We start from the raw sequence: 19,256 nt of genomic DNA, 5'->3' as shown, positions 1-19,256 counted from the left end.
GTGTTTTTGAATTTAAATTCAAACTTTCTTGTATTTTTTAATCGAAACTTGGGAAGTTTATTGGGTTTTGCATTGACACATCTGGTACAGACGACTAAAATTGCGCACCTTTATAGAGATGATTGATTTGGAGTTTCACCATGAAACGTACATTCCAACCGAGTGAATTAAAACGCAAACGCGTTCACGGTTTCCGCGCTCGTATGGCGACTAAAGCTGGTCGTCAAGTGCTTGCACGCCGTCGTGCAAAAGGTCGTCACAGTTTAACAGTATAATTTATTATACTGTTAATACTGCGTTGACAAGGTTGTATGGCACTTTATTCTTTTGGTAAAGACGTTCGTTTACGTTGCGCTAAAGATTATGCAGGTGTATTTAATCACACTTTATTTAAAGTGCACCAACCTAGCTTTTTGATTTTAGCCAGTTTATCACCTGATACAGATTCACGTCGTATTGGCTTGGTGGTGGCTAAGAAAAAAGTGCGACGTGCGCATGAGCGCAATCGTGTGAAACGTATTAGTCGTGAAAGTTTTCGCTTAAACCAGCATCAATTGTTGGGTTTGGATATTGTTGTGATGCCAAAAGTCGGGATTGAGCAAATATCTAATGCAGAATTGCAGCAACAATTAAATATGGCGTGGAACAAGTTAAAACGTCTACTCGCCAAAAATAAACTCCAACAAAATAAAGCTTTATCTACCTCATAGTAGAGTAAACCAATGCAAAAAATATTACATTGGTGTATCCGCTTTTATCAAATTGTGATTAGTCCGTTACTTGGACCACGTTGTCGTTATATTCCAACCTGTTCTCAATATGCTATTGAAGCGTTACATATTCATGGTACGGTAAAGGGAGTTTATTTGAGTACAAGACGGTTGTGTCGTTGTCATCCTTGGGGTGGTCATGGTTATGACCCGGTGCCGCCAAAACCTTTACGATGTATTTCGTTTCAACTTTATGATTCTCAAATCTCTTACGTTTATGTACCCTTGCGTGAACGTCAACACAATTCAACCTCTATTTAAAATTTAGGGTAAACACTATGCAACAATGGGCCAGGTTTGCGATTCTCGGTGCCATGTTTGTGACTGCATATTTGCTGATTTTGGCCTGGCAACAGGATTATGGCCATAAAGCAAATGTTGAAACACCGCCTGCGGTGGTAGCACAAGCTGGTAATAACTCGGCGGATCTTCCAACGCAACAAACAAATACTGCTGCAACAGATATTCCACAGTCGAATGTGACACCAGCTGCGGCAGCAAACACAGCGCCATCTGTGACACATCAACTTATTTCTGTCAAAACAGATAAATACAATGTGTGGATTGATCCCAAAGGTGGCGATATTGTTCGTCTAGAATTACTGACACATGACAAAAGTAAAGATAGTGATCAACCCTTTGTCATGCTGCAAAATGACAAACATGTCTATATTGCACAATCTGGTCTGATTGGTACCAATGGACCTGACCAAAGCCCTCAAGGCAGACCACTTTATGAAGTGGCAAAAACTGCATATGATTTGGCTGATGCAAAATCTGTAAATAACAAAGACGGTAAAGCACAGCAAGTGCTTGAAGTACCGATGGTCTATAAGACTGCTGATGGCGTGGAAATCATTAAAACCTTTAGCTTTACCCAAGGTGATTTTCCAATTGCAGTGAACTATCGTATTGTGAACCGCAGTAATGCCAACTGGCAAGGTCAAATGTTTGGTCAGTTAAAGCGTGATAGTGCTGAAGATCCCGGTAAGTCGGATCAGGGAATTTTTACCCTTGGAACTTATCTTGGCGGTGCCTGGGGTACACAGGATGAGCATTATAACAAGCTGAAATTTACCAACTTTAATGAAGACAAACTCAATCAACAAACCAAGGGTGGTTGGGTTGCTATTGTGCAACATTATTTTGTATCTGCATGGGTACCCGATGCTAGTTATACCGCACATTTAGAATCCCGTAATACTGGCGATTACCATATCATTGGTTTCCGTTCACCATTGGTGAATGTGCCTGCGGGTAAACAATACGATATTGGTGCAACCTTATATTCGGGTCCTAAAATTCAATCAGAACTAAAAGATCTGGCAGCTGGTTTAAATCAAACTGTGGATTATGGCTGGTTATGGCCAATTGCCAAATTATTGTTTGCAGGTCTGCAATTCTTCCACAATATTGTAGGTAACTGGGGCTGGTCAATCATTCTATTGACGATTCTAGTCAAATTGATTTTATGGCCACTTTCTGCAAAAAGTTATCGTTCGATGGCAAAAATGCGTGTTATTGCACCAGAAATGCAACGCATGAAAGAAGAATTTGGCGAAGATCGTATGCGTTTCTCTCAGGAAATGATGGCGCTTTACAAACGTGAACAGGTTAATCCTTTGTCTGGTTGTCTGCCATTATTACTACAAATGCCGATTTTCTTGGCATTGTACTGGGTACTGATGGAAAGTGTAGAATTGCGTCATGCCCCATGGATTCTATGGATTCAGGATTTATCAGCCATGGATCCATGGTTCATTCTGCCGCTATTGATGGGTGCGACCATGTTTATTCAGCAGATGCTGAATCCACAGCCCGCCGATCCGATGCAGGCCAAGGTATTTCGTTTAATGCCGATTATTTTTACTGTCTTTATGCTGTTCTTCCCTGCCGGTCTGGTTTTATACTGGATTGTCAACAACAGTATTACCATTTTACAACAATGGTTTATCAATAAAAGTGCAGAAAAAGAGCGTGCAGCGAAAGTTTCAAATTAAGCTAAACTAGCTGAATAAATCCGCTTAAGATGATAATCTTAGGCGGATTTTTTATTGCCTTGATGTTAATACAGGACGATGCTGATGCTTACCACCACTTCTACCATTGCTGCGATTGCAACTCCGCCCGGTCGTGGTGGCGTCGGTGTAATTCGTCTTTCAGGACCTAAAGCATTCATCATTGCCGAAGCTTTAACTGCTAAGACTTTACCCAAAGCCAGAATGGCGGGTTTTCGCCAGTTTCTAGATGAATCTGGTGATGTGCTAGATGAAGGCTTGGTATTGTGTTTTCCGAATCCACATTCATTTACCGGAGAAGATGTGGTGGAACTTCAGGGGCATGGTGGACCTGTGATTCAAAATACCCTGCTCGCCCGTGTTTTACAATTGGGTGCAACAGCTGCCAAAGCCGGCGAATTTTCCATGCGTGCTTTTGAAAATGGCAAGATGGATCTGGTTCAAGCCGAAGCAATTGCTGATTTGATTGATGCCACATCGCAAGCAGCAGCACGGTCTGCGGTACGCTCTTTACAAGGTGCCTTTTCCGAACGCGTCAATGCAGTACTGGAAAAACTGATTCATTTGCGTTTACATGTCGAAGCTGCCATTGATTTCCCCGAAGAAGAAATTGATTTCTTGGCTGATGGAAAAATTTTGGCCCTACTGGAAGATGTGCAAATGGCGGTTAGAAATGTACAGCAATCAGCACGTCAGGGACAGTTATTACGTGAAGGCTTGCAGGTCGTGATTGCAGGTAAACCAAATGCGGGAAAATCCAGTTTACTCAATGCCCTTGCTGGAGTAGATCGTGCCATTGTAACGGATATTGCAGGTACCACTCGTGATGTATTACATGAAAAAATCAGTCTAAACGGTTTGCCGATTACCTTAACTGATACTGCCGGTTTAAGGGATACCGGTGATGTCGTGGAACAAGAAGGCATCCGCCGTGCTTATAAAGCCATTGAACAGGCAGATTTACTGTTATTTGTTTATGATCTGAGTCAGGAACAACAGCCATTGCAACTGGCGGAACAGTTTTTTGCTGAATATATGGACCCAAAACGGCTGATTTTAATTGCCAATAAATGTGATTTGACAGCAACAGTAGCTCATATTGATCGTCTGCAGGACTATCAGCGTGTCGTATTATCTGCAAAACAAAATCAGGGCATTGAGCAACTGGTGGAGGTGGTGACGCAATATGCAGGCTTCCAGCCAGAAGAAGACACCTTTATTGCCCGTACCCGACATCTGGATGCCATGCAGCGTACTCAAAACTATCTCTCAGAGGCCCGTATTCAGTTGGTAGACTATCATGCAGGGGAGTTGGTAGCAGAGTCACTGCGTCTGGCACAAAATGCGCTGGGTGAGATTACAGGCGATTTTAGTGCGGATGATTTGTTAGGGAAGATTTTTGGATCGTTTTGTATTGGTAAGTAATTGAAATAAAAAGGCTGTAATACTTTGATTGTAATACAGTCTTGATAAATTATCACTCATTGTCATTAAACTGGTATTGCCACCTGCTGCTGTATTGATATTGATGGCACGTTCAATTACTAATTCTTCAATGGGAATATTTTAATCATGCTTTGCCAGATGCGTGATGCCAATAATTGGTCCTTTGTGATTTGCCACAGCCAGTTGAAATTAAATTTGAAAAAATAAAAAAAGAGGCAGAAGCCTCTTTGATGAATCAAAGCATTTATTTACTTTGTTGATAAATACGTTCAGCCTCTTCAAACCGTTGCACCACCTGTGCATTTGGTGCTTTGCTGAGTAAACTGACGACGATCATGACCGCTGTTGCTAGAATAAAACCAGGGATGATTTCATATATACCTGTAGATGTGAGCAAGTTCTTCCATAAAATCACGGTTACTGCACCGACAATCATACCGAGCACTGCGCCATTTAAGGTGATCCGTTTCCAGAATAATGACAACAGGATTAATGGTCCAAAGGCTGCTCCAAAACCTGCCCAAGCATAAGATACCAGACCCAGCACTTTACTGTCTGGATTGCTGGCCAGCCAGATTGCAAAGATGGAAATGGCGATGACCATAATACGTCCAACCCAGACCAATTCCTGCTGTGAAGCGGATTTGCGTAAAAAAGCTTTATATAGATCTTCGGTTAAGGTACTTGAACAGACCAAAAGCTGACAACTCAAGGTACTCATAATGGCAGCTAAAATCCCCGCCATAATAATCCCTGCAATCCATGGATTGAAAAGAATATTGGTCAGTTCGGTAAAGACCAACTCGGAGTTTTGATTAACGCCACCAGCCAGTTCTGGATATTGCTGGAAATAGGCAATACCAAAGAAACCTGCCGATACTGCACCAATTAAACATAGAATCATCCAGGCCATACCAATGCGACGTGCCGAAGGAATAGACTTGACCGAATCGGCAGCCATAAAGCGTATCAATATATGCGGTTGACCAAAATAACCCAATCCCCACGCCATTGAAGATAAAATCGCAATAATGCTTAAATTGGAAAACATATCAAAGGCATGTGGCCGTGCAGTTTCAACCAGCTGGGTAAATTGCACCTGACTATCGCCCAGTGCCAGATAGGTAAATATTGGCGTTAGTAATAAGGCAAAAAGCATCATTGCAGCCTGAAACGTATCCGTCCAGCTAATGGCAAGGAATCCCCCAATACATACATAACTGATGGTCGCAATTGCACTGATCCACAATGCCGTGCTGTAATCCATGGCAAAAATCGTTTCAAATAAACGTGCGCCTGCAACCATGCCTGAAGCACAATAAATTGAGAAAAAAATCAAAATAATTAGTGCTGATGTCACCCGTAAAATACGTTTGCGGTCATCAAAGCGGTTGGTAAAGAAGTCGGGCAAAGTCAGCGCGTTATGCTGAACTTCGGTGTGGATGCGTAAACGACCGGCAACATAATACCAGTTCAGCCATGCACCAATGATTAATCCGATGGCAATCCAGGCTTCTGATAAACCTGATAAATAGATTGCGCCGGGCAATCCCATCAATAACCAGCCGCTCATATCGGAAGCCCCTGCCGATAAAGCAGTGACCACACTACCTAAACTTCTTCCCCCAAGAATATAATCCGAAAAATTTTTGGTTGCTCGGTATGCGTATATCCCTATACAAACCATGAGCACGATATACAAGATAAACGTGATGGAAGTTGGATTAAAATGATTCATCGTATTGGCAATTCCTTATGAGACTCAAGCAAAATTCAGATTAAATTTATGACATGCTGATTGAATGCGAGAAAGTCTGCGATTTAAACACACAAAATTCATAAAATTGTGTAATCACAATGTAATAAAAATAATTAGATTTTTAAAAGTTTTTCTTGTTTTTTTCTGAAGTTTGGTTGTTTTATAGCTTATAAATAAAAAAAATAAGTGAAACATTGTCCTAAATCGAAATGACAATATAACATTTTAACCAAGTGCGTATTTTAGCAATTGAAATTTATCCATGATTTTCATCTGCTCCATGCTGCTGTTTTAAACTTTCTAATGTGGCAGTCTTGCGTTGCAGAGATATCCGTTTTTGTTTTTGTCGGTACAAATACATACTGCCTTCAATGACCAGTAATCCAACTGCACACCAGATCGGCACATAACTGAGCCATTCATCCGGCTGAATGCTCTCTCCAAGAAAAAGAGAGACCAAAGCCAAAAGTACCGGTTCCAGATAACTTAACAAACCGAACAGCACCAGTGGCAAAAGACGGCTGGCAAGTAGATAACTGCCTAGACCAATCGCACTTAATACACCTAGACCCATGACGACCAGCCATAAACTTGGTTGCAAAGCCATGATCGTTAGCGTTTTGCTATTGAGTATAAAATACAGTGCAACAGGACTCATCAGCAGTAATTCCCACCAAAAGCCGCCCAGATGATCGGTCTGTAATTTTTTTCTCAGAACAAAATAAACCGAATAACCGATAGCAACACACAAGGTTTCCCATGCAATTGAACCGACTCGCCAGATTTCATGGCTAATACCGATAATGGCTAAAAAAATAGCCCCAATTTGAAATTTTGATAATTTCTCACCGTAAAGTAGCCAACCGCACAGTACTAGAATCAATGGCAATAAAAAATAGCCTAAAGAAACCTGTAAGCCGCGGCCATGAATAGGTCCCCACAAGAATAGCCAGAGTTGAAAGCCACATAAGGCAGCACACAGTATTAACATCAGTAAAAAACTGGGTTTTTGCACTATTCGCTGATAAATCTGTTTAATCTGGACTAGATCACCCAGCAGGTACATCAAGAGCGTGACAAAAGGCAGGGTTGCCACAATACGCCAGCCAAAAGTTTGTTCACTGTTAAATACCGCAAGAAACTGGGTATAAAAATACAACAAGCCAAATGTTGCAGAAGCAATGACAGAAAACAGGATTCCTTTTAGCATGCTCATACGCCCATTTCTACAGCATCAAAAACACAACTTTCTGATGTAAATCAATTGCACGAAGATGAAATAAAAATTATGAAATGCTGTTTAAAAAAAATGACAGTGACCATGATTCATATTTGTTTATTTCGTTGCAGTTTAACATGGCGCAGTGGATTTTAAAGATAGATTTTTCTCCCACTACAATTTTAAATTTACTGGATGAACCGGTCTTATTTTGAGTAAGTTTTTAAAAACTCGATGGACTGATCCAGCACTGTCTTACTCGCATTAAAGCGCATATCAAAATTAAAATCATGATTGATCTGTTCACTATAATTTTTGTCATAGATTTGACTGACCACGGGCACATGTAATGCCTTTAATTTCGCAATAAAGGGTAAGGATTGGCTGATGGTAAGCAGATCAACTTTTGTAGCACTCAGATAAACAGGCGGATAATTTTGATTGAGCCATGGATAAGCAGACATCTCATCTAAACGCGCGTCGCTGGGCTGTTTTTCTCCACTGTATTGGGCGAGTACACTTTGTGTACCCCAGCTTATAATTCTGCCAGCCTTCCCACTATGATGATACAAGCTTTTAATATCATAAACGCCACTATGCAGGATTAATCCCCTGACCTGTTCCGCTTGTAGCGCAGGGTTAAACTGGATCTTTTGTCGTAATGATTCTGAATTTAAGGCAGCCACATAAGTACTGACAATATTGGCTCCTGCTGAATCACCACTAAAAAATATTTTATCAGGATCAATTGGATATTGTTTTTGCTGTTGTAAAACAAACTGCACAGCTTGATTCAGTTCAAGAATTTGCTGTGGATAGGCTGCTTGTGGTACCAGTGTGTATTCCACATTAACGACCACGAAACCTTGATCGGCAATTAATTTGGCATAAGGCAAGGTGCCTTCTTTATTGCCAGCTACCCACGCACCGCCATGCACCATAAAGACCACTGGTAATTTGGATGTAGACAATTTTTGCGGATAGATGATATCCAGATCTTGTCGTGACATGCTGCCATAGGCAAGATTTCCCTCTACTTGGAGTTTTTGCTGAACATGGTTTTGTGCATATTGATTGAGATAAGCAACGGTTTCTTGTGTTTGCTGATTATCCATCATTTTTGCCACCAGTGTGGTGGGTAAACTTTGGCATCCCAATGCTAAAACACAGAAAGTAAATAGCAGCGACAAGGCGATTTTATTTGAGATGATTTTCAATGTTTAGCTCGCACATTTAATGATTTTAAATATTGTCTGTTCATCATACAACATAGGCCGGAGAACTTGCGATACTGTATTTACATTTATCCAAGCTGAACAATGAATTACGTCATTGAGATGACATGAGGAGAAGAATTTGGTTTTATTCCTGTAATTGGCTCTTTCTTTTATTCAAAAAATGGCTCTCGTTTCTTTGCTGCCAAAACGACACATTAGATTCATTCAGAAGTATGCATACAGAAATATCCGATTTGTCCATTGCTTCTGGTTTGATGAAACAATGGGCAAGTCAGTTCAAGTTTAAGAGGAGTATAGAGGTGCCAGACATGTGTCCTGGGTAGCTTCTCTCCTTGATTGATTAAGGGAAATGATATGGCAGCTCATCAAAGTGCATCCGAGTCCTCTCAGGGTTTAAAGCATGGATTGAAATCACGCCATTTGACCATGATCTCCATTGCCGGAGTGATTGGAGGGGCTTTATTTGTTGGTTCAGGTAGTGTGATTTATGCAACCGGTCCTGCTGCTATTTTGGCTTACGCAATAGGTGGCCTTTTGGTCTTGCTGATTATGCGTATGCTTGGAGAAATGGCAGTACTTAATCCGGATAGCGGTTCATTTTCCACTTATGCAGATCGTGCGATTGGTCGTTGGGCCGGTTTTTCAATTGGATGGTTATATTGGTGTTTCTGGACACTTTTAATGGGGTGGGAAGCCTATGTCGCAGGGAAAATTTTACATAACTGGTTTCCCTTTATCCCGATCTGGGGTTATATGCTGTTGGTGATTATCGGACTAGTCTGGGTCAACCTACAGGATGTGAAAAATTATGGTGAATTTGAGTTCTGGTTTGCCCTGATTAAAGTAATTGCCATTGTCCTGTTTCTGGTGGTGGGTAGTTTAGCAATTATGCACTTATGGCCATGGGGTGATCCGGATATGGTAGGTGGTGTTGCTAATCTGACTGCACAGGGGTTTATGCCCAATGGCTTCTCATCAGTGGTGACGGCGTTGCTTGGGGTGATGTTTGCCTATATGGGGGCCGAGATTGTGACGGTGGCAGCGGCTGAATCTAAAAATCCGGCTAAGGAAATTCGTAAAGCATCTAATTCGATTGTCTGGCGTATTATCCTGTTTTATGTTGGTTCAATGTTTATTACTGTGTGTTTGATTCCACATAACAATCCTTTATTAAAAGATCCAACTTGGGGAACTTATAGCGTTACCTTAAGCATGCTGGGTATCCCGGAAGCACGTCATATCGTTAATTTTGTGGTGTTAACTTCGGTATGTAGCTGTTTTAACTCGGCGTTATATACTTGCTCACGTATGATGTATTCATTGTCGAATCGTGGTGATGCGCCGAAAAGTTTTGCATTTATGAACCGTAACAGTAGTCCATGGGTTGGGGTACTGGTATCCAGTGTTTTCTCTCTAGTTGCTGTTTATTTGACTGCCACCGAAAGTATGAATGTCTATGATGTATTGATGTTGGCAACTGGAACAGTGGCTTTATATGTTTATCTGGCGATTGCATTTTCCCAGTTGCGTATGCGTAAAAAACTCGAAGCTGAAGGCAAAAAAATTGATTTTAAAATGTGGTTATTCCCATGGTTAACTTATGCCGTGATTATCATGATTATTGGCTCAATCATTACTATGTTGATTGAAGGCACTTATTTTAAGGAAGTGACTTATACCTCCATTTTGGCAATTTTCATTGTTATTCTGGGAATCTGTGCACAGAAATTTGACTGGGGTAAAAAAGAAACAACAAGTCAAATTTTGCCGGAAAAGCAAAGTTAAGATTATTTAAAGTCAGGATTCAAATTGTTGAGACAGGAACCTCTTTGTGAGGTTCTTGTTTTTTGTGGATTAAAAAATTGTTTAAGCCATTACACAGGTAATGTGCTGATTTCCGCTTGTCTGAAGCATTATAATAGTACGCCAAATGCCATTATCATGACTTTTTCATCAACACAGGCAAAGCTCAGAAACAGTCTAAGTTGAGTATATAATTTAACAAAAATCTGCATAATTCTCATCATTAAACCTTACCATTTCTTTAGTATTATCCGTTTTACAGTAAGGAGAATAGAGATGACCAAAGTGAAATTATGTCTAGCAGGCGTAGCAATTTTATCTATCCTTAGTTTTTCTGGATGTCTGTGGATAGACCCTGCGCATGGTGGTGGTCATGGTGGTCAAGGCGGCGATCGTGGTGGTTATGATAATCAAGGCGGTGATCGCGGCCCAGGTGGCGATCGCAATAATCGTGGTTACGATGATGATCGTGGTCAAGGTGGCGGGCGTGGTCAAGACAGAGGCTGGTAATTTTCAATAACCTTGGTCACTAAATTTAAAATAAGGTTGGCTCGAATGTCAGCCTTATTTTTTAGTTCATTGAATGAGTATTGATCGAATAATAATGACTTGTGATTGTGAATATCAAGTCTACAGTGTGAGTACCCCTGCTTCTCTTAGACATTGTAATAACACGCCAAAAGCCATCATCATGTCTTTTTCATCAACACAGGCAAAGCCCAGCAACAGTCCACGTTGGGCACGGGCATGAGAATGCATATAATATTGTGAAAGTGCTCTGACAGTGACACCTCGTTGTAATGCATTGGTAGCGATGGCAACATCATCGCAGTGGGTGGGTAATTTTAAAATTAGATGTAGTCCGGCTGCACTGTTGTATTCGTGAATAAAATCGGGTCCCAGATAACGCTGAATCAATTGCATCAGGAAGTGATAGCGTTTTGCATAGAGCAATCGCATACGACGGATATGTGCTTCGTAATGTCCTTCGCGAATAAATTCAGCCAGTGCTTTTTGAACTAATAAATGTCCACCCCGATATAGCTCTGCTGCCACAATACGCAGTGGCGAGAATAATTGTTTCGGTACTACCAGATAGCCTAGTCGTAAGGCTGGATAGATGGTTTTACTAAAGGTGCCCATGTAAATGACTGGTGCATCAGGTTCCAGACCCTGTAGAGAAGGATATGGTTGTCCAGAAAATCTAAACTCACTGTCATAATCATCTTCAATGATCCAGCTCCCATGTTGTCGGGCAATTTGTAGTAATTGTTTGCGACGTGCCGGGCTTAAATGTGAACCTAAAGGATATTGATGAGAAGGGGTAACAAAGATTAATTTGGGCGGCGTTTTGGGATGTAATTCGGGAATGATACCTTCTTCATCAATTGCCAGAGCACGAATATTGACGCCATTGATACGCAGAATATTACGCATACCCCAATAGGCGGGATCTTCAATCCAGACCTGATCGCCAATATCACTCAAGGCACGGGACACTAGATCAATAGCCTGATGGGTACCTTCGGTAATAATAATTTGATCGGCATCACATTGTACCGAACGGGCGATTTTTAAATAGTCTGCCAAGGCATGTCGTAATTCGACACAGCCTCCTGCATTGCTATAAATCAGACGATTAACATCAGGTTCACGGCTTAGTTTTGCCTGAATACGACTAAAAACATGATGCGGAAATTCGGTAACGTCAGGCGCACCTGGAACAAAGGCACCCCATTGATTTGGTGATGCCGCAGCATAGCCAACGATGCTTGAGCCACGTTGTGACAGTACATAATTTTTGGATAAGCTTTGAGTCTCTTGATGCTTGCCCCGATTTGCTAATGTCGTTAAAAAAGATTCGGGTAGTTTTTCAACGACCCAGGTGCCATGTCCGGTACGTGCTTCTACATAACCTTCGGCTTGTAATTGTTCGTAGGTACTTAGAACGGTATTACGGGAAACACCAATTTCTTTGGCCAGATCCCGTGAAGCTGGTAATCGGGTTTTAGGTGCCAGTACCCCTTCTACAATGGCATAGCGCAAGCATCGAAAAAGGCGTTGATGTAGTGTCCCCTCGATATCTTGTTGTAAACGCTGCAACAAATAATCTCCAAGTAAACTACGCAATTGGCTCTCTCCTACAATATAAAAGTGGCTCTCGTGAGATATGGACCGAGAGGTGCAAAATTAAGTCGATATAGCGTGATTATAAAGTATTTTGATGTTGAGAAGAGGAAGTGTGGTTTGGGCGTTGTCGCAGTTAAATGCAGAACATCAGGCAAGAATATTCTGCACCTAATTTTGTTAAACAACAAGCAGGTTTCCATAATTCCTACGTGAGCCTTAACCAGCGCATCGATAACGGCATGTGCTGTAACTCATCATCATGACGATATGTATGTCTCAACGCTATGAACGTATTTTCCATATCAATACATCAATGTAGACCAATGCCATGAATATGATGATTAAAAGCCTGACCTATGCAGATCAGCACACCACCGCATGGAGTAACTATCTTAATCAGCTGGATAAAGTTGCACCATTCCTGGGTGAATTAAAAGATCGATTGGATATTTTACGTCGTCCAAAACGTAGTTTAATTGTGGATATTCCGGTAGAAATGGATGATGGCAGCATTCAGCATTTTGAAGGGTATCGGGTTCAGCATAATTTAACCCGGGGACCCGGAAAAGGTGGTGTACGTTTTCATCCAGAGGTCAATTTAAATGAAGTTATGGCACTTTCTGCCTGGATGACCATCAAATGCGCTGCATTAAATTTACCTTTTGGCGGTGCCAAAGGTGGTGTACGTGTTGACCCTACTCAGTTGTCCAAACGTGAATTGGAACGTTTAACACGTCGTTATACCTCGGAAATTAATCTGATTATCGGACCACAAAAAGATATCCCTGCACCTGATGTTGGCACCAACCAGCAAATTATGGCGTGGATGATGGATACCTATTCCATGAATGCCGGCTCAACGGTTACAGGCGTAGTCACAGGTAAACCAATCCATTTGGGGGGATCACTGGGACGGGTTAAAGCCACAGGTCGCGGAGTTTTTGTCACTGGGCGTGAAGTTGCTGGTCAGATCGGATTGAATATTCCAGAGGCACGGGTTTGTGTGCAGGGCTTTGGTAATGTGGGTAGTGAAGCGGCATTATTATTCCATGAACATGCTGCCAAAGTGATTTGTATTCAGGATCATTCTGCCACGCTTTTTCAGGCCGATGGCATTGATATTGTCCAACTGATGGAGTATCAGAAACGTCATCACAAAATTCAGGGTTATGCGCCGGAAAATGAAATTGATGCCGATCAATTCTGGAAAATTCCTGCTGATATTTTTATTCCTGCTGCGCTTGAAGGGGTAATTGATGAGCATATCGCACAAACCATTCAAACTAGATTGATTCTGGAAGGTGCCAATGGCCCTACCTTAAGCGGTGCAGATGAAATTTTAAGCCAGCGTCAGATTACTGTCGTGCCGGATGTGATTTGTAATGCCGGTGGTGTAACGGTCAGCTATTTTGAATGGGTACAGGATATAGCCAGTTATTTCTGGACGGAAGAAGAAATCAATCAACGTATGGACAATATCATGAAAAAGGCAGTGTATGACGTCTGGTACAAGGCCATTCATGTCAATTGTTCATTACGTACTGCGGCCTATATTCTGGCCTGTGAACGTATTCTGATTGCTCGTAAGGAACGCGGGACCTATCCAGGTTAGTTTCGGTCCAGTTAATTTTGATCTAAGTCGTCTTGGTCCGGTTGGTTTATGGAGTCTGATCGGACAGCAGCGTTTCAATATGGATTTATTATTTTTTGGGGTTTGAATATGTCGAAATATGTGTATCGGAATATGGTGGTAGGTCTGGCAATCGGACTATGCACGGGGCTTTCCCCTGCTGTATTTGCCAGTGATTTAAGTTTGGGTGACGCAACATCTAATCTTGGACAGATTGAATTGTCTGGCTGGTTACGAGCCAAATATCAAGATAAGGATTATTCTGATAGTGATCAACAACTGAAATTTGACGCGGCAAAACTCACCATCAAATATGATGCAAAGCATCTGTTTGGTGAACTTGAATATCGCTGTTATCAATCTGATACCTTGTGTGATTTATCGACATTGGTCAATGCAAATCTGGGATATAAAATCAATGCACATGATCGTGTAACTGTTGGCTTACAAAATATGCCGTTTGGTGTAGGTCGTAGCTGGGGCAGCAGTTGGTATGGTAGTTCGCTGGATAATGCAGGTCTAGAAGATGTGCATAATCTGGGGATCAATTATCAGCATCAATTGTTTGATAACACCCATATAGATTTGGCCTATTTTGTTCGTGATGGTGGTCACTATGCAGGCAGTGGCGGTGATAGCGCACGTTATTCTGCCAATTTTGTCCGCACGGATGAGACCGATGCACCCACTTTAAAAGAAAAAAATATGTGGCTTGCCCGTATTAAACAGGATATTGCAGTTACTGCTGTTCCCGATTTAAAACTGGGTGTTGGCGGGTCGTATTGGTATTCTGATCTGGACAATAAAGATAATGGCGAAACTGGGCATCGTAAGGCTTGGACGGTTTTTGGACAGTTAGGTTATCAGAATGCAAATGCAACCTTTAGCATTGGACAGAATAATGTTGATAACAAATCTTTAATTACACCTGATTATTCAACCGTGGGTTCTTTTGATTCGGTATATAATGTAGCCAATAAAGGTAATTTTTATGTGGCTGATCTAAATTACCAATTTAAAAATATTATTGATGGTTATCATCTGACACCTTATGTAACTTATGCTATTTATGACAAGGACAAAAGTGGTTTTGCTACCTCACGTCGTCAAATCTGGGGTGCACAGCTGGATGTAAAACAACTGTCATTTGCAGCGGAATATATTATTGGTAAAAATGATGTATTTATTGGCGGCAATGAAAATTCGCTGGTGAATGGTGATGGCAATGGTCATAGCCGTTTACTCAATCTTTTGTTGATGTATAACTTCTAAAATGATTTTGTATATTTTAAGGGGCATATCTTCGGATATGCCTTTTTTGTGCAGTGAAATTACGGTGAGCGATTTACTTTGAATTGGCTCTCTCCTTCTATGTCAAAGTGGCTCTCGTCAGTCATGGCAAAAAGCGCAAAATAAAAAACATAAACAGCCCTGTAAGCAGTCAAAAAAACATGCTGGTTACACCCATCAAAGCTGTACGCTTTAATCAAGAATGAGGACATAAAATGGACAGTAAACACTCTGCACTTAATGCACGTAAACAACAAGCAACTCCAAAAGGCGTTGGCGTGATGTGCCAATGGTATGCAGAGAAAGCTGAAAATGCGACAATCTGGGATGCTGAAGGCAATAAATTTATCGATTTTGCAGGGGGAATTGCCGTATTAAATACAGGGCACCGCCATCCAAAAATCATTGCTGCGGTGACTGAGCAATTAACCAAATTTACTCACACTGCCTATCAGGTTGTACCGTATGAAAGCTATGTTGCATTGGCAGAACGTATTAATGAACGTGCGCCGATTGCAGGTCCAGCCAAAACTACATTCTTCTCTACCGGTGCAGAAGCTGTCGAAAATGCAGTAAAAATTGCCCGTGCTTATACAGGTCGTCACGGTATTATTACTTTTGGTAATGGATTCCACGGTCGTTCATTTATGACCATGGCAATGACAGGTAAAACAGCACCTTACAAACGTGATTTTGGTGTGATGCCGGCAGGCGTGTTCCATGCCCGTTATCCAGTCCCATCAAAAGGCATCAGTGTTGATGATGCAATTGAAAGTATCGAAAATATTTTTGCAGAAGATGTGGCGGCACATGATGTGGCAGCGATTGTACTAGAACCTGTTCAGGGTGAAGGTGGTTTTAATGTGGTGCCAGCAGAATTTTTAAAACGTCTGCGTGAACTGTGTGATCAACATGGTATTTTAATCGTTGCTGATGAAGTGCAATCCGGTTTTGCCCGTACTGGTCAATTATTTGCCATGAATTATTATGAAACCAAAGCTGACCTGATTACCATGGCAAAAAGCCTAGGTGGTGGTTTCCCGATTTCTGGGGTGGTTGGTCGTGCCGAAGTGATGGATGCGCCAAATCCGGGTGGTTTGGGGGGTACCTATGCAGGTAATCCGGTTGCAGTGGCGGCTGCACATGCAGTGATTGATGTGATCGAAGGTGAAAAGCTGTGTGACCGTGCCAATATATTGGGCGCCGAACTGGTTTCAGTTTTGGAACATATTCAACAAAAAACTGTCAATGTAATCACTGATATTCGTGCGCTGGGTTCAATGGTTGCTGTAGAATTTAACACCGCAGAACAAGCCAAAGCAGTACAAAACTATGCCATGCAAAATGGTTTGTTGATTCTTACCTGTGGTAAATATGGCAATGTGATTCGTTTCTTGTATCCATTGACCATTCCGGTAGAACAATTCCGTGAAGGTCTGGATATTTTAAAACAGGGTTTTGCCAAACTACCTTAATTTTGGAGCATCAGCATGATTCAGGATCATTTGAAATATTTATTACAGCATGCTGATATTGCATTTGAAGCACCTGCTTCAGGTGACTATATTCAGGTAAATGATGCGGCAACTGGTGAAGCACTGGCATGGGTGAAAAGCCATGACCGTGCTGCGGTTGAATCTGCAATTGCACGTTCTGCGATTGCACAGGCAGCATGGAAAAAACAAACTGCTTTGACACGTGCCGATGTGTTATGGACATGGTTCAATTTAATCCTTGAGAACAAGGAAAATTTGGCCCAGATTTTAACTGCGGAACAAGGCAAGCCACTTGCCGAAGCACGTGGGGAAATTGGTTATGCTGCTTCTTTTGTACGCTGGTTTGCCGAACAAGCCCGTCGTGTTGATGGTGAAGTGCTCAGTCCAACACTTGCCAATCAACGCTTGCTGGTGATCAAGCAAGCCATTGGCGTCACCGCAGCGATTACCCCGTGGAACTTTCCTGCGGCGATGATTACCCGTAAAGCTGCGCCTGCGCTGGCAGCGGGCTGTTCGATGCTGGTTAAACCTGCCGAACAAACCCCACTTACAGCCTATGCATTGGAAGTACTGGCTTTACAAGCAGGCTTGCCAGTTGATCTTTACCTGAATATCAGTGGTGATGCCATTGAAGTGGGTAAAACCCTGTGTGAAAGCGATACTGTACGTAAACTCAGCTTTACTGGTTCAACGCAGGTAGGTCGTATCTTAATGCAGCAATGTGCACCAAGCATTAAGAAATTATCACTGGAATTAGGGGGTAATGCGCCTGTTATCGTGTTTGATGATGCCAATCTTGATCAAGCGGTACAAGGCATCATGGCCAGTAAATTTCGTAACAGTGGACAAACCTGTGTCTGTGCCAACCGTATTTATGTACAAAACGGGATCTATGACACGCTGGTTGAAAAACTGGTGGAAGCTGTGGCGAAATTACAGGTTGGTGATGGGCGTGATGCAGCATCAACGCAAGGGCCTCTAATTGATGAAGATGCAGTTGCCAAAGTGCAATCACATATTGCAGATGCCATCAGCAAAGGTGCCACAGTCAAAATTGGTGGTAAGCGAGCAGATATTGACGCAACATTCTTCGAGCCAACAATATTAACTGACGTCACTCAAGAGATGAAAGTCTCCAAAGAAGAAACCTTTGGTCCACTGGCGCCATTATTTCGTTTTGAAGATGAAGATCAGGTGGTGGCTATGGCGAACGATACCGAATTTGGTCTGGCTGCTTATCTGTTTACCCAGAATACAGCACGGCAATGGCGTGTCGGTGAAGCACTGGAATACGGTATGGTCGGCATTAACACCGGTGCCATTTCCAATGAAGTTGCGCCATTCGGTGGGGTCAAACAATCTGGTTTAGGACGTGAAGGTTCTAAATTCGGCATTGATGAATATCTGGAAATGAAATATCTCTGCGTTGATTTATCGGTCTAAATTTATTTGCTATAGATTTATTGCGATACCTCACCAGATCAGTTTAAACAGCCTGCTTTGCCCATTCAAAGCAGGCTGTTTTTTATTTTGGGTATTTTTATCCCTATAAAAATAAATGTCATCATAGAATGGATATGTATTTACTTGAAAATAATCGTGATATCTTTCTATTTTTGATATGATTTAATTACTTACATGATTTAATAGAACTTAAAATGATCTTAAAACTCATTGCTGAAGATTTTATTCAGGTTGATAAAATTGCACAGGTGTTACCTTTGTATCAGGAATTGATTGATAAAACCCGATTGGAAACGGGATGTCTTGCTTACGATCTTTATCATGATGTGCGTGATACAGGTCATTTTATTTTTGTAGAAGAATGGATTGATCGTGCTGCCTTAGATGCCCATGTTCAATCGGAACATTTTCAGCGACTGGTGCCTCAAATAGCGCCCTACCAAAGACAAGCGGGTCAATTTACTCATATGCAAACATTTGAAAGCTTGCGTAAAACATTTGATGTCTAATTTTTATCAATCAAAGAATTCAAGGTTTTTTTAATCATGCAAGAAATTGGCGAAATACACATTGCTCAAGCAGCAGATTTTCCTCGTCTTGTTGAAATTTGGGAACGTTCGGTTCGCGCAACCCATCATTTTTTGCAAGAACAGGATATTGATCAGTTAAGACCTTTAATTCTGCAACAGTATCTGCCTCATTTACAGGTTTATAGCATTATATTACATGACAAAATCTGTGGTTTTATCGGTGTGGATCAGCAGAAACTGGAAATGTTATTTATTGATGCTCATGCACGAGGACAAGGATTCGGTACACAATTGCTGGACTATGCCATACAACAATTGACCATCACAGCCGTTGATGTTAATGAACAGAATCCGCAAGCAGTTGGATTTTATCTGGCACATGGTTTCCAGATTGCCGGACGTTCGGAACAGGATGGGCAAGGCAGACCTTACCCATTATTACATCTTGAATTTGTCGGATAAG

At 41.6% G+C, this 19,256-nt stretch carries 17 protein-coding genes; 13 read left to right on the top strand and 4 right to left on the bottom strand.

Annotation, left to right across the window (positions count from 1 at the left end; all coding sequences use genetic code 11):
- The first annotated feature begins 140 nt into the window (after positions 1–140).
- From rpmH to mnmE, 5 genes are all read left to right on the top strand, one after another.
- Positions 141–275 (top strand): 50S ribosomal protein L34, encoded by a 135-nt coding sequence (gene rpmH, locus CAP51_RS13855; RefSeq protein WP_000831329.1) that lies wholly within the window; start codon positions 141–143, stop codon positions 273–275.
- A gap of 36 nt (positions 276–311) precedes the next feature.
- Positions 312–710: a ribonuclease P protein component gene (gene rnpA, locus CAP51_RS13850; RefSeq protein WP_087621336.1), complete on the top strand. Its 399-nt coding sequence runs from the start codon at positions 312–314 to the stop codon at positions 708–710.
- 12 nt (positions 711–722) lie between these two features.
- Positions 723–1,031 (top strand): membrane protein insertion efficiency factor YidD, encoded by a 309-nt coding sequence (yidD, locus tag CAP51_RS13845; protein WP_087621335.1) that lies wholly within the window; start codon positions 723–725, stop codon positions 1,029–1,031.
- A gap of 17 nt (positions 1,032–1,048) precedes the next feature.
- Positions 1,049–2,770, top strand: coding sequence for a membrane protein insertase YidC (gene yidC, locus CAP51_RS13840; RefSeq protein WP_087621334.1), 1,722 nt, complete (start codon positions 1,049–1,051; stop codon positions 2,768–2,770).
- Between the two features lie 84 nt (positions 2,771–2,854).
- A complete protein-coding gene (mnmE, locus tag CAP51_RS13835; RefSeq protein WP_087621412.1) occupies positions 2,855–4,213 on the top strand; it encodes a tRNA uridine-5-carboxymethylaminomethyl(34) synthesis GTPase MnmE in 1,359 nt (452 codons plus the stop codon).
- 265 nt (positions 4,214–4,478) lie between these two features.
- On the opposite strand, the gene putP is transcribed toward mnmE, so the two are convergent.
- From putP to CAP51_RS13820, 3 genes are all read right to left on the bottom strand, one after another.
- On the bottom strand, positions 4,479–5,972 hold the full coding sequence (gene putP, locus CAP51_RS13830) for a sodium/proline symporter PutP (protein ID WP_087621333.1): 1,494 nt from the start codon (positions 5,970–5,972) through the stop codon (positions 4,479–4,481).
- A 277-nt stretch (positions 5,973–6,249) separates the two neighbouring features.
- A complete protein-coding gene (gene rarD / locus CAP51_RS13825) occupies positions 6,250–7,203 on the bottom strand; it encodes an EamA family transporter RarD (protein ID WP_087621332.1) in 954 nt (317 codons plus the stop codon).
- A gap of 215 nt (positions 7,204–7,418) precedes the next feature.
- A complete protein-coding gene (locus CAP51_RS13820; protein WP_245809174.1) occupies positions 7,419–8,429 on the bottom strand; it encodes an alpha/beta hydrolase in 1,011 nt (336 codons plus the stop codon).
- 375 nt (positions 8,430–8,804) lie between these two features.
- Here CAP51_RS13820 and CAP51_RS13815 point away from each other — a divergent pair, with 375 nt between their 5' ends.
- The gene (locus CAP51_RS13815) at positions 8,805–10,235 is read left to right on the top strand and encodes an amino acid permease (protein WP_087621330.1); all 1,431 of its coding nucleotides are present in this window, start codon (positions 8,805–8,807) and stop codon (positions 10,233–10,235) included.
- Positions 10,236–10,529: 294 nt separating this feature from the next.
- The gene (locus CAP51_RS13810) at positions 10,530–10,763 is read left to right on the top strand and encodes a hypothetical protein (protein WP_087621329.1); all 234 of its coding nucleotides are present in this window, start codon (positions 10,530–10,532) and stop codon (positions 10,761–10,763) included.
- A gap of 120 nt (positions 10,764–10,883) precedes the next feature.
- Here CAP51_RS13810 and pdxR read toward each other — a convergent pair whose 3' ends face one another.
- On the bottom strand, positions 10,884–12,383 hold the full coding sequence (pdxR, locus tag CAP51_RS13805) for a MocR-like pyridoxine biosynthesis transcription factor PdxR (RefSeq protein ID WP_087621328.1): 1,500 nt from the start codon (positions 12,381–12,383) through the stop codon (positions 10,884–10,886).
- 340 nt (positions 12,384–12,723) lie between these two features.
- Between pdxR and CAP51_RS13800 the strand changes: the two genes are divergently transcribed.
- The 6 genes from CAP51_RS13800 (at position 12,724) to CAP51_RS13775 (ending at position 19,255) form a co-directional block, all read left to right on the top strand.
- On the top strand, positions 12,724–13,995 hold the full coding sequence (locus CAP51_RS13800; protein ID WP_171294800.1) for a Glu/Leu/Phe/Val family dehydrogenase: 1,272 nt from the start codon (positions 12,724–12,726) through the stop codon (positions 13,993–13,995).
- Positions 13,996–14,103: 108 nt separating this feature from the next.
- On the top strand, positions 14,104–15,285 hold the full coding sequence (locus CAP51_RS13795) for a hypothetical protein (RefSeq protein ID WP_087621411.1): 1,182 nt from the start codon (positions 14,104–14,106) through the stop codon (positions 15,283–15,285).
- A 233-nt stretch (positions 15,286–15,518) separates the two neighbouring features.
- On the top strand, positions 15,519–16,778 hold the full coding sequence (gabT, locus tag CAP51_RS13790) for a 4-aminobutyrate--2-oxoglutarate transaminase (protein WP_087621326.1): 1,260 nt from the start codon (positions 15,519–15,521) through the stop codon (positions 16,776–16,778).
- 15 nt (positions 16,779–16,793) lie between these two features.
- Positions 16,794–18,242, top strand: coding sequence for an NAD-dependent succinate-semialdehyde dehydrogenase (locus CAP51_RS13785; RefSeq protein WP_087621325.1), 1,449 nt, complete (start codon positions 16,794–16,796; stop codon positions 18,240–18,242).
- Positions 18,243–18,460: 218 nt separating this feature from the next.
- A complete protein-coding gene (locus CAP51_RS13780) occupies positions 18,461–18,772 on the top strand; it encodes a putative quinol monooxygenase (RefSeq protein WP_087621410.1) in 312 nt (103 codons plus the stop codon).
- Positions 18,773–18,808: 36 nt separating this feature from the next.
- The gene (locus tag CAP51_RS13775) at positions 18,809–19,255 is read left to right on the top strand and encodes an acetyltransferase (RefSeq protein WP_087621324.1); all 447 of its coding nucleotides are present in this window, start codon (positions 18,809–18,811) and stop codon (positions 19,253–19,255) included.
- Position 19,256: the final 1 nt, after the last annotated feature.

Origin of the sequence: Acinetobacter populi (genome assembly GCF_002174125.1) — a bacterium.
In the GTDB taxonomy this organism is placed as follows: domain Bacteria; phylum Pseudomonadota; class Gammaproteobacteria; order Pseudomonadales; family Moraxellaceae; genus Acinetobacter; species Acinetobacter populi.
Note: the sequence above shows the minus strand (reverse complement) of the source record. Positions and strands in the feature narration are given on the sequence as shown.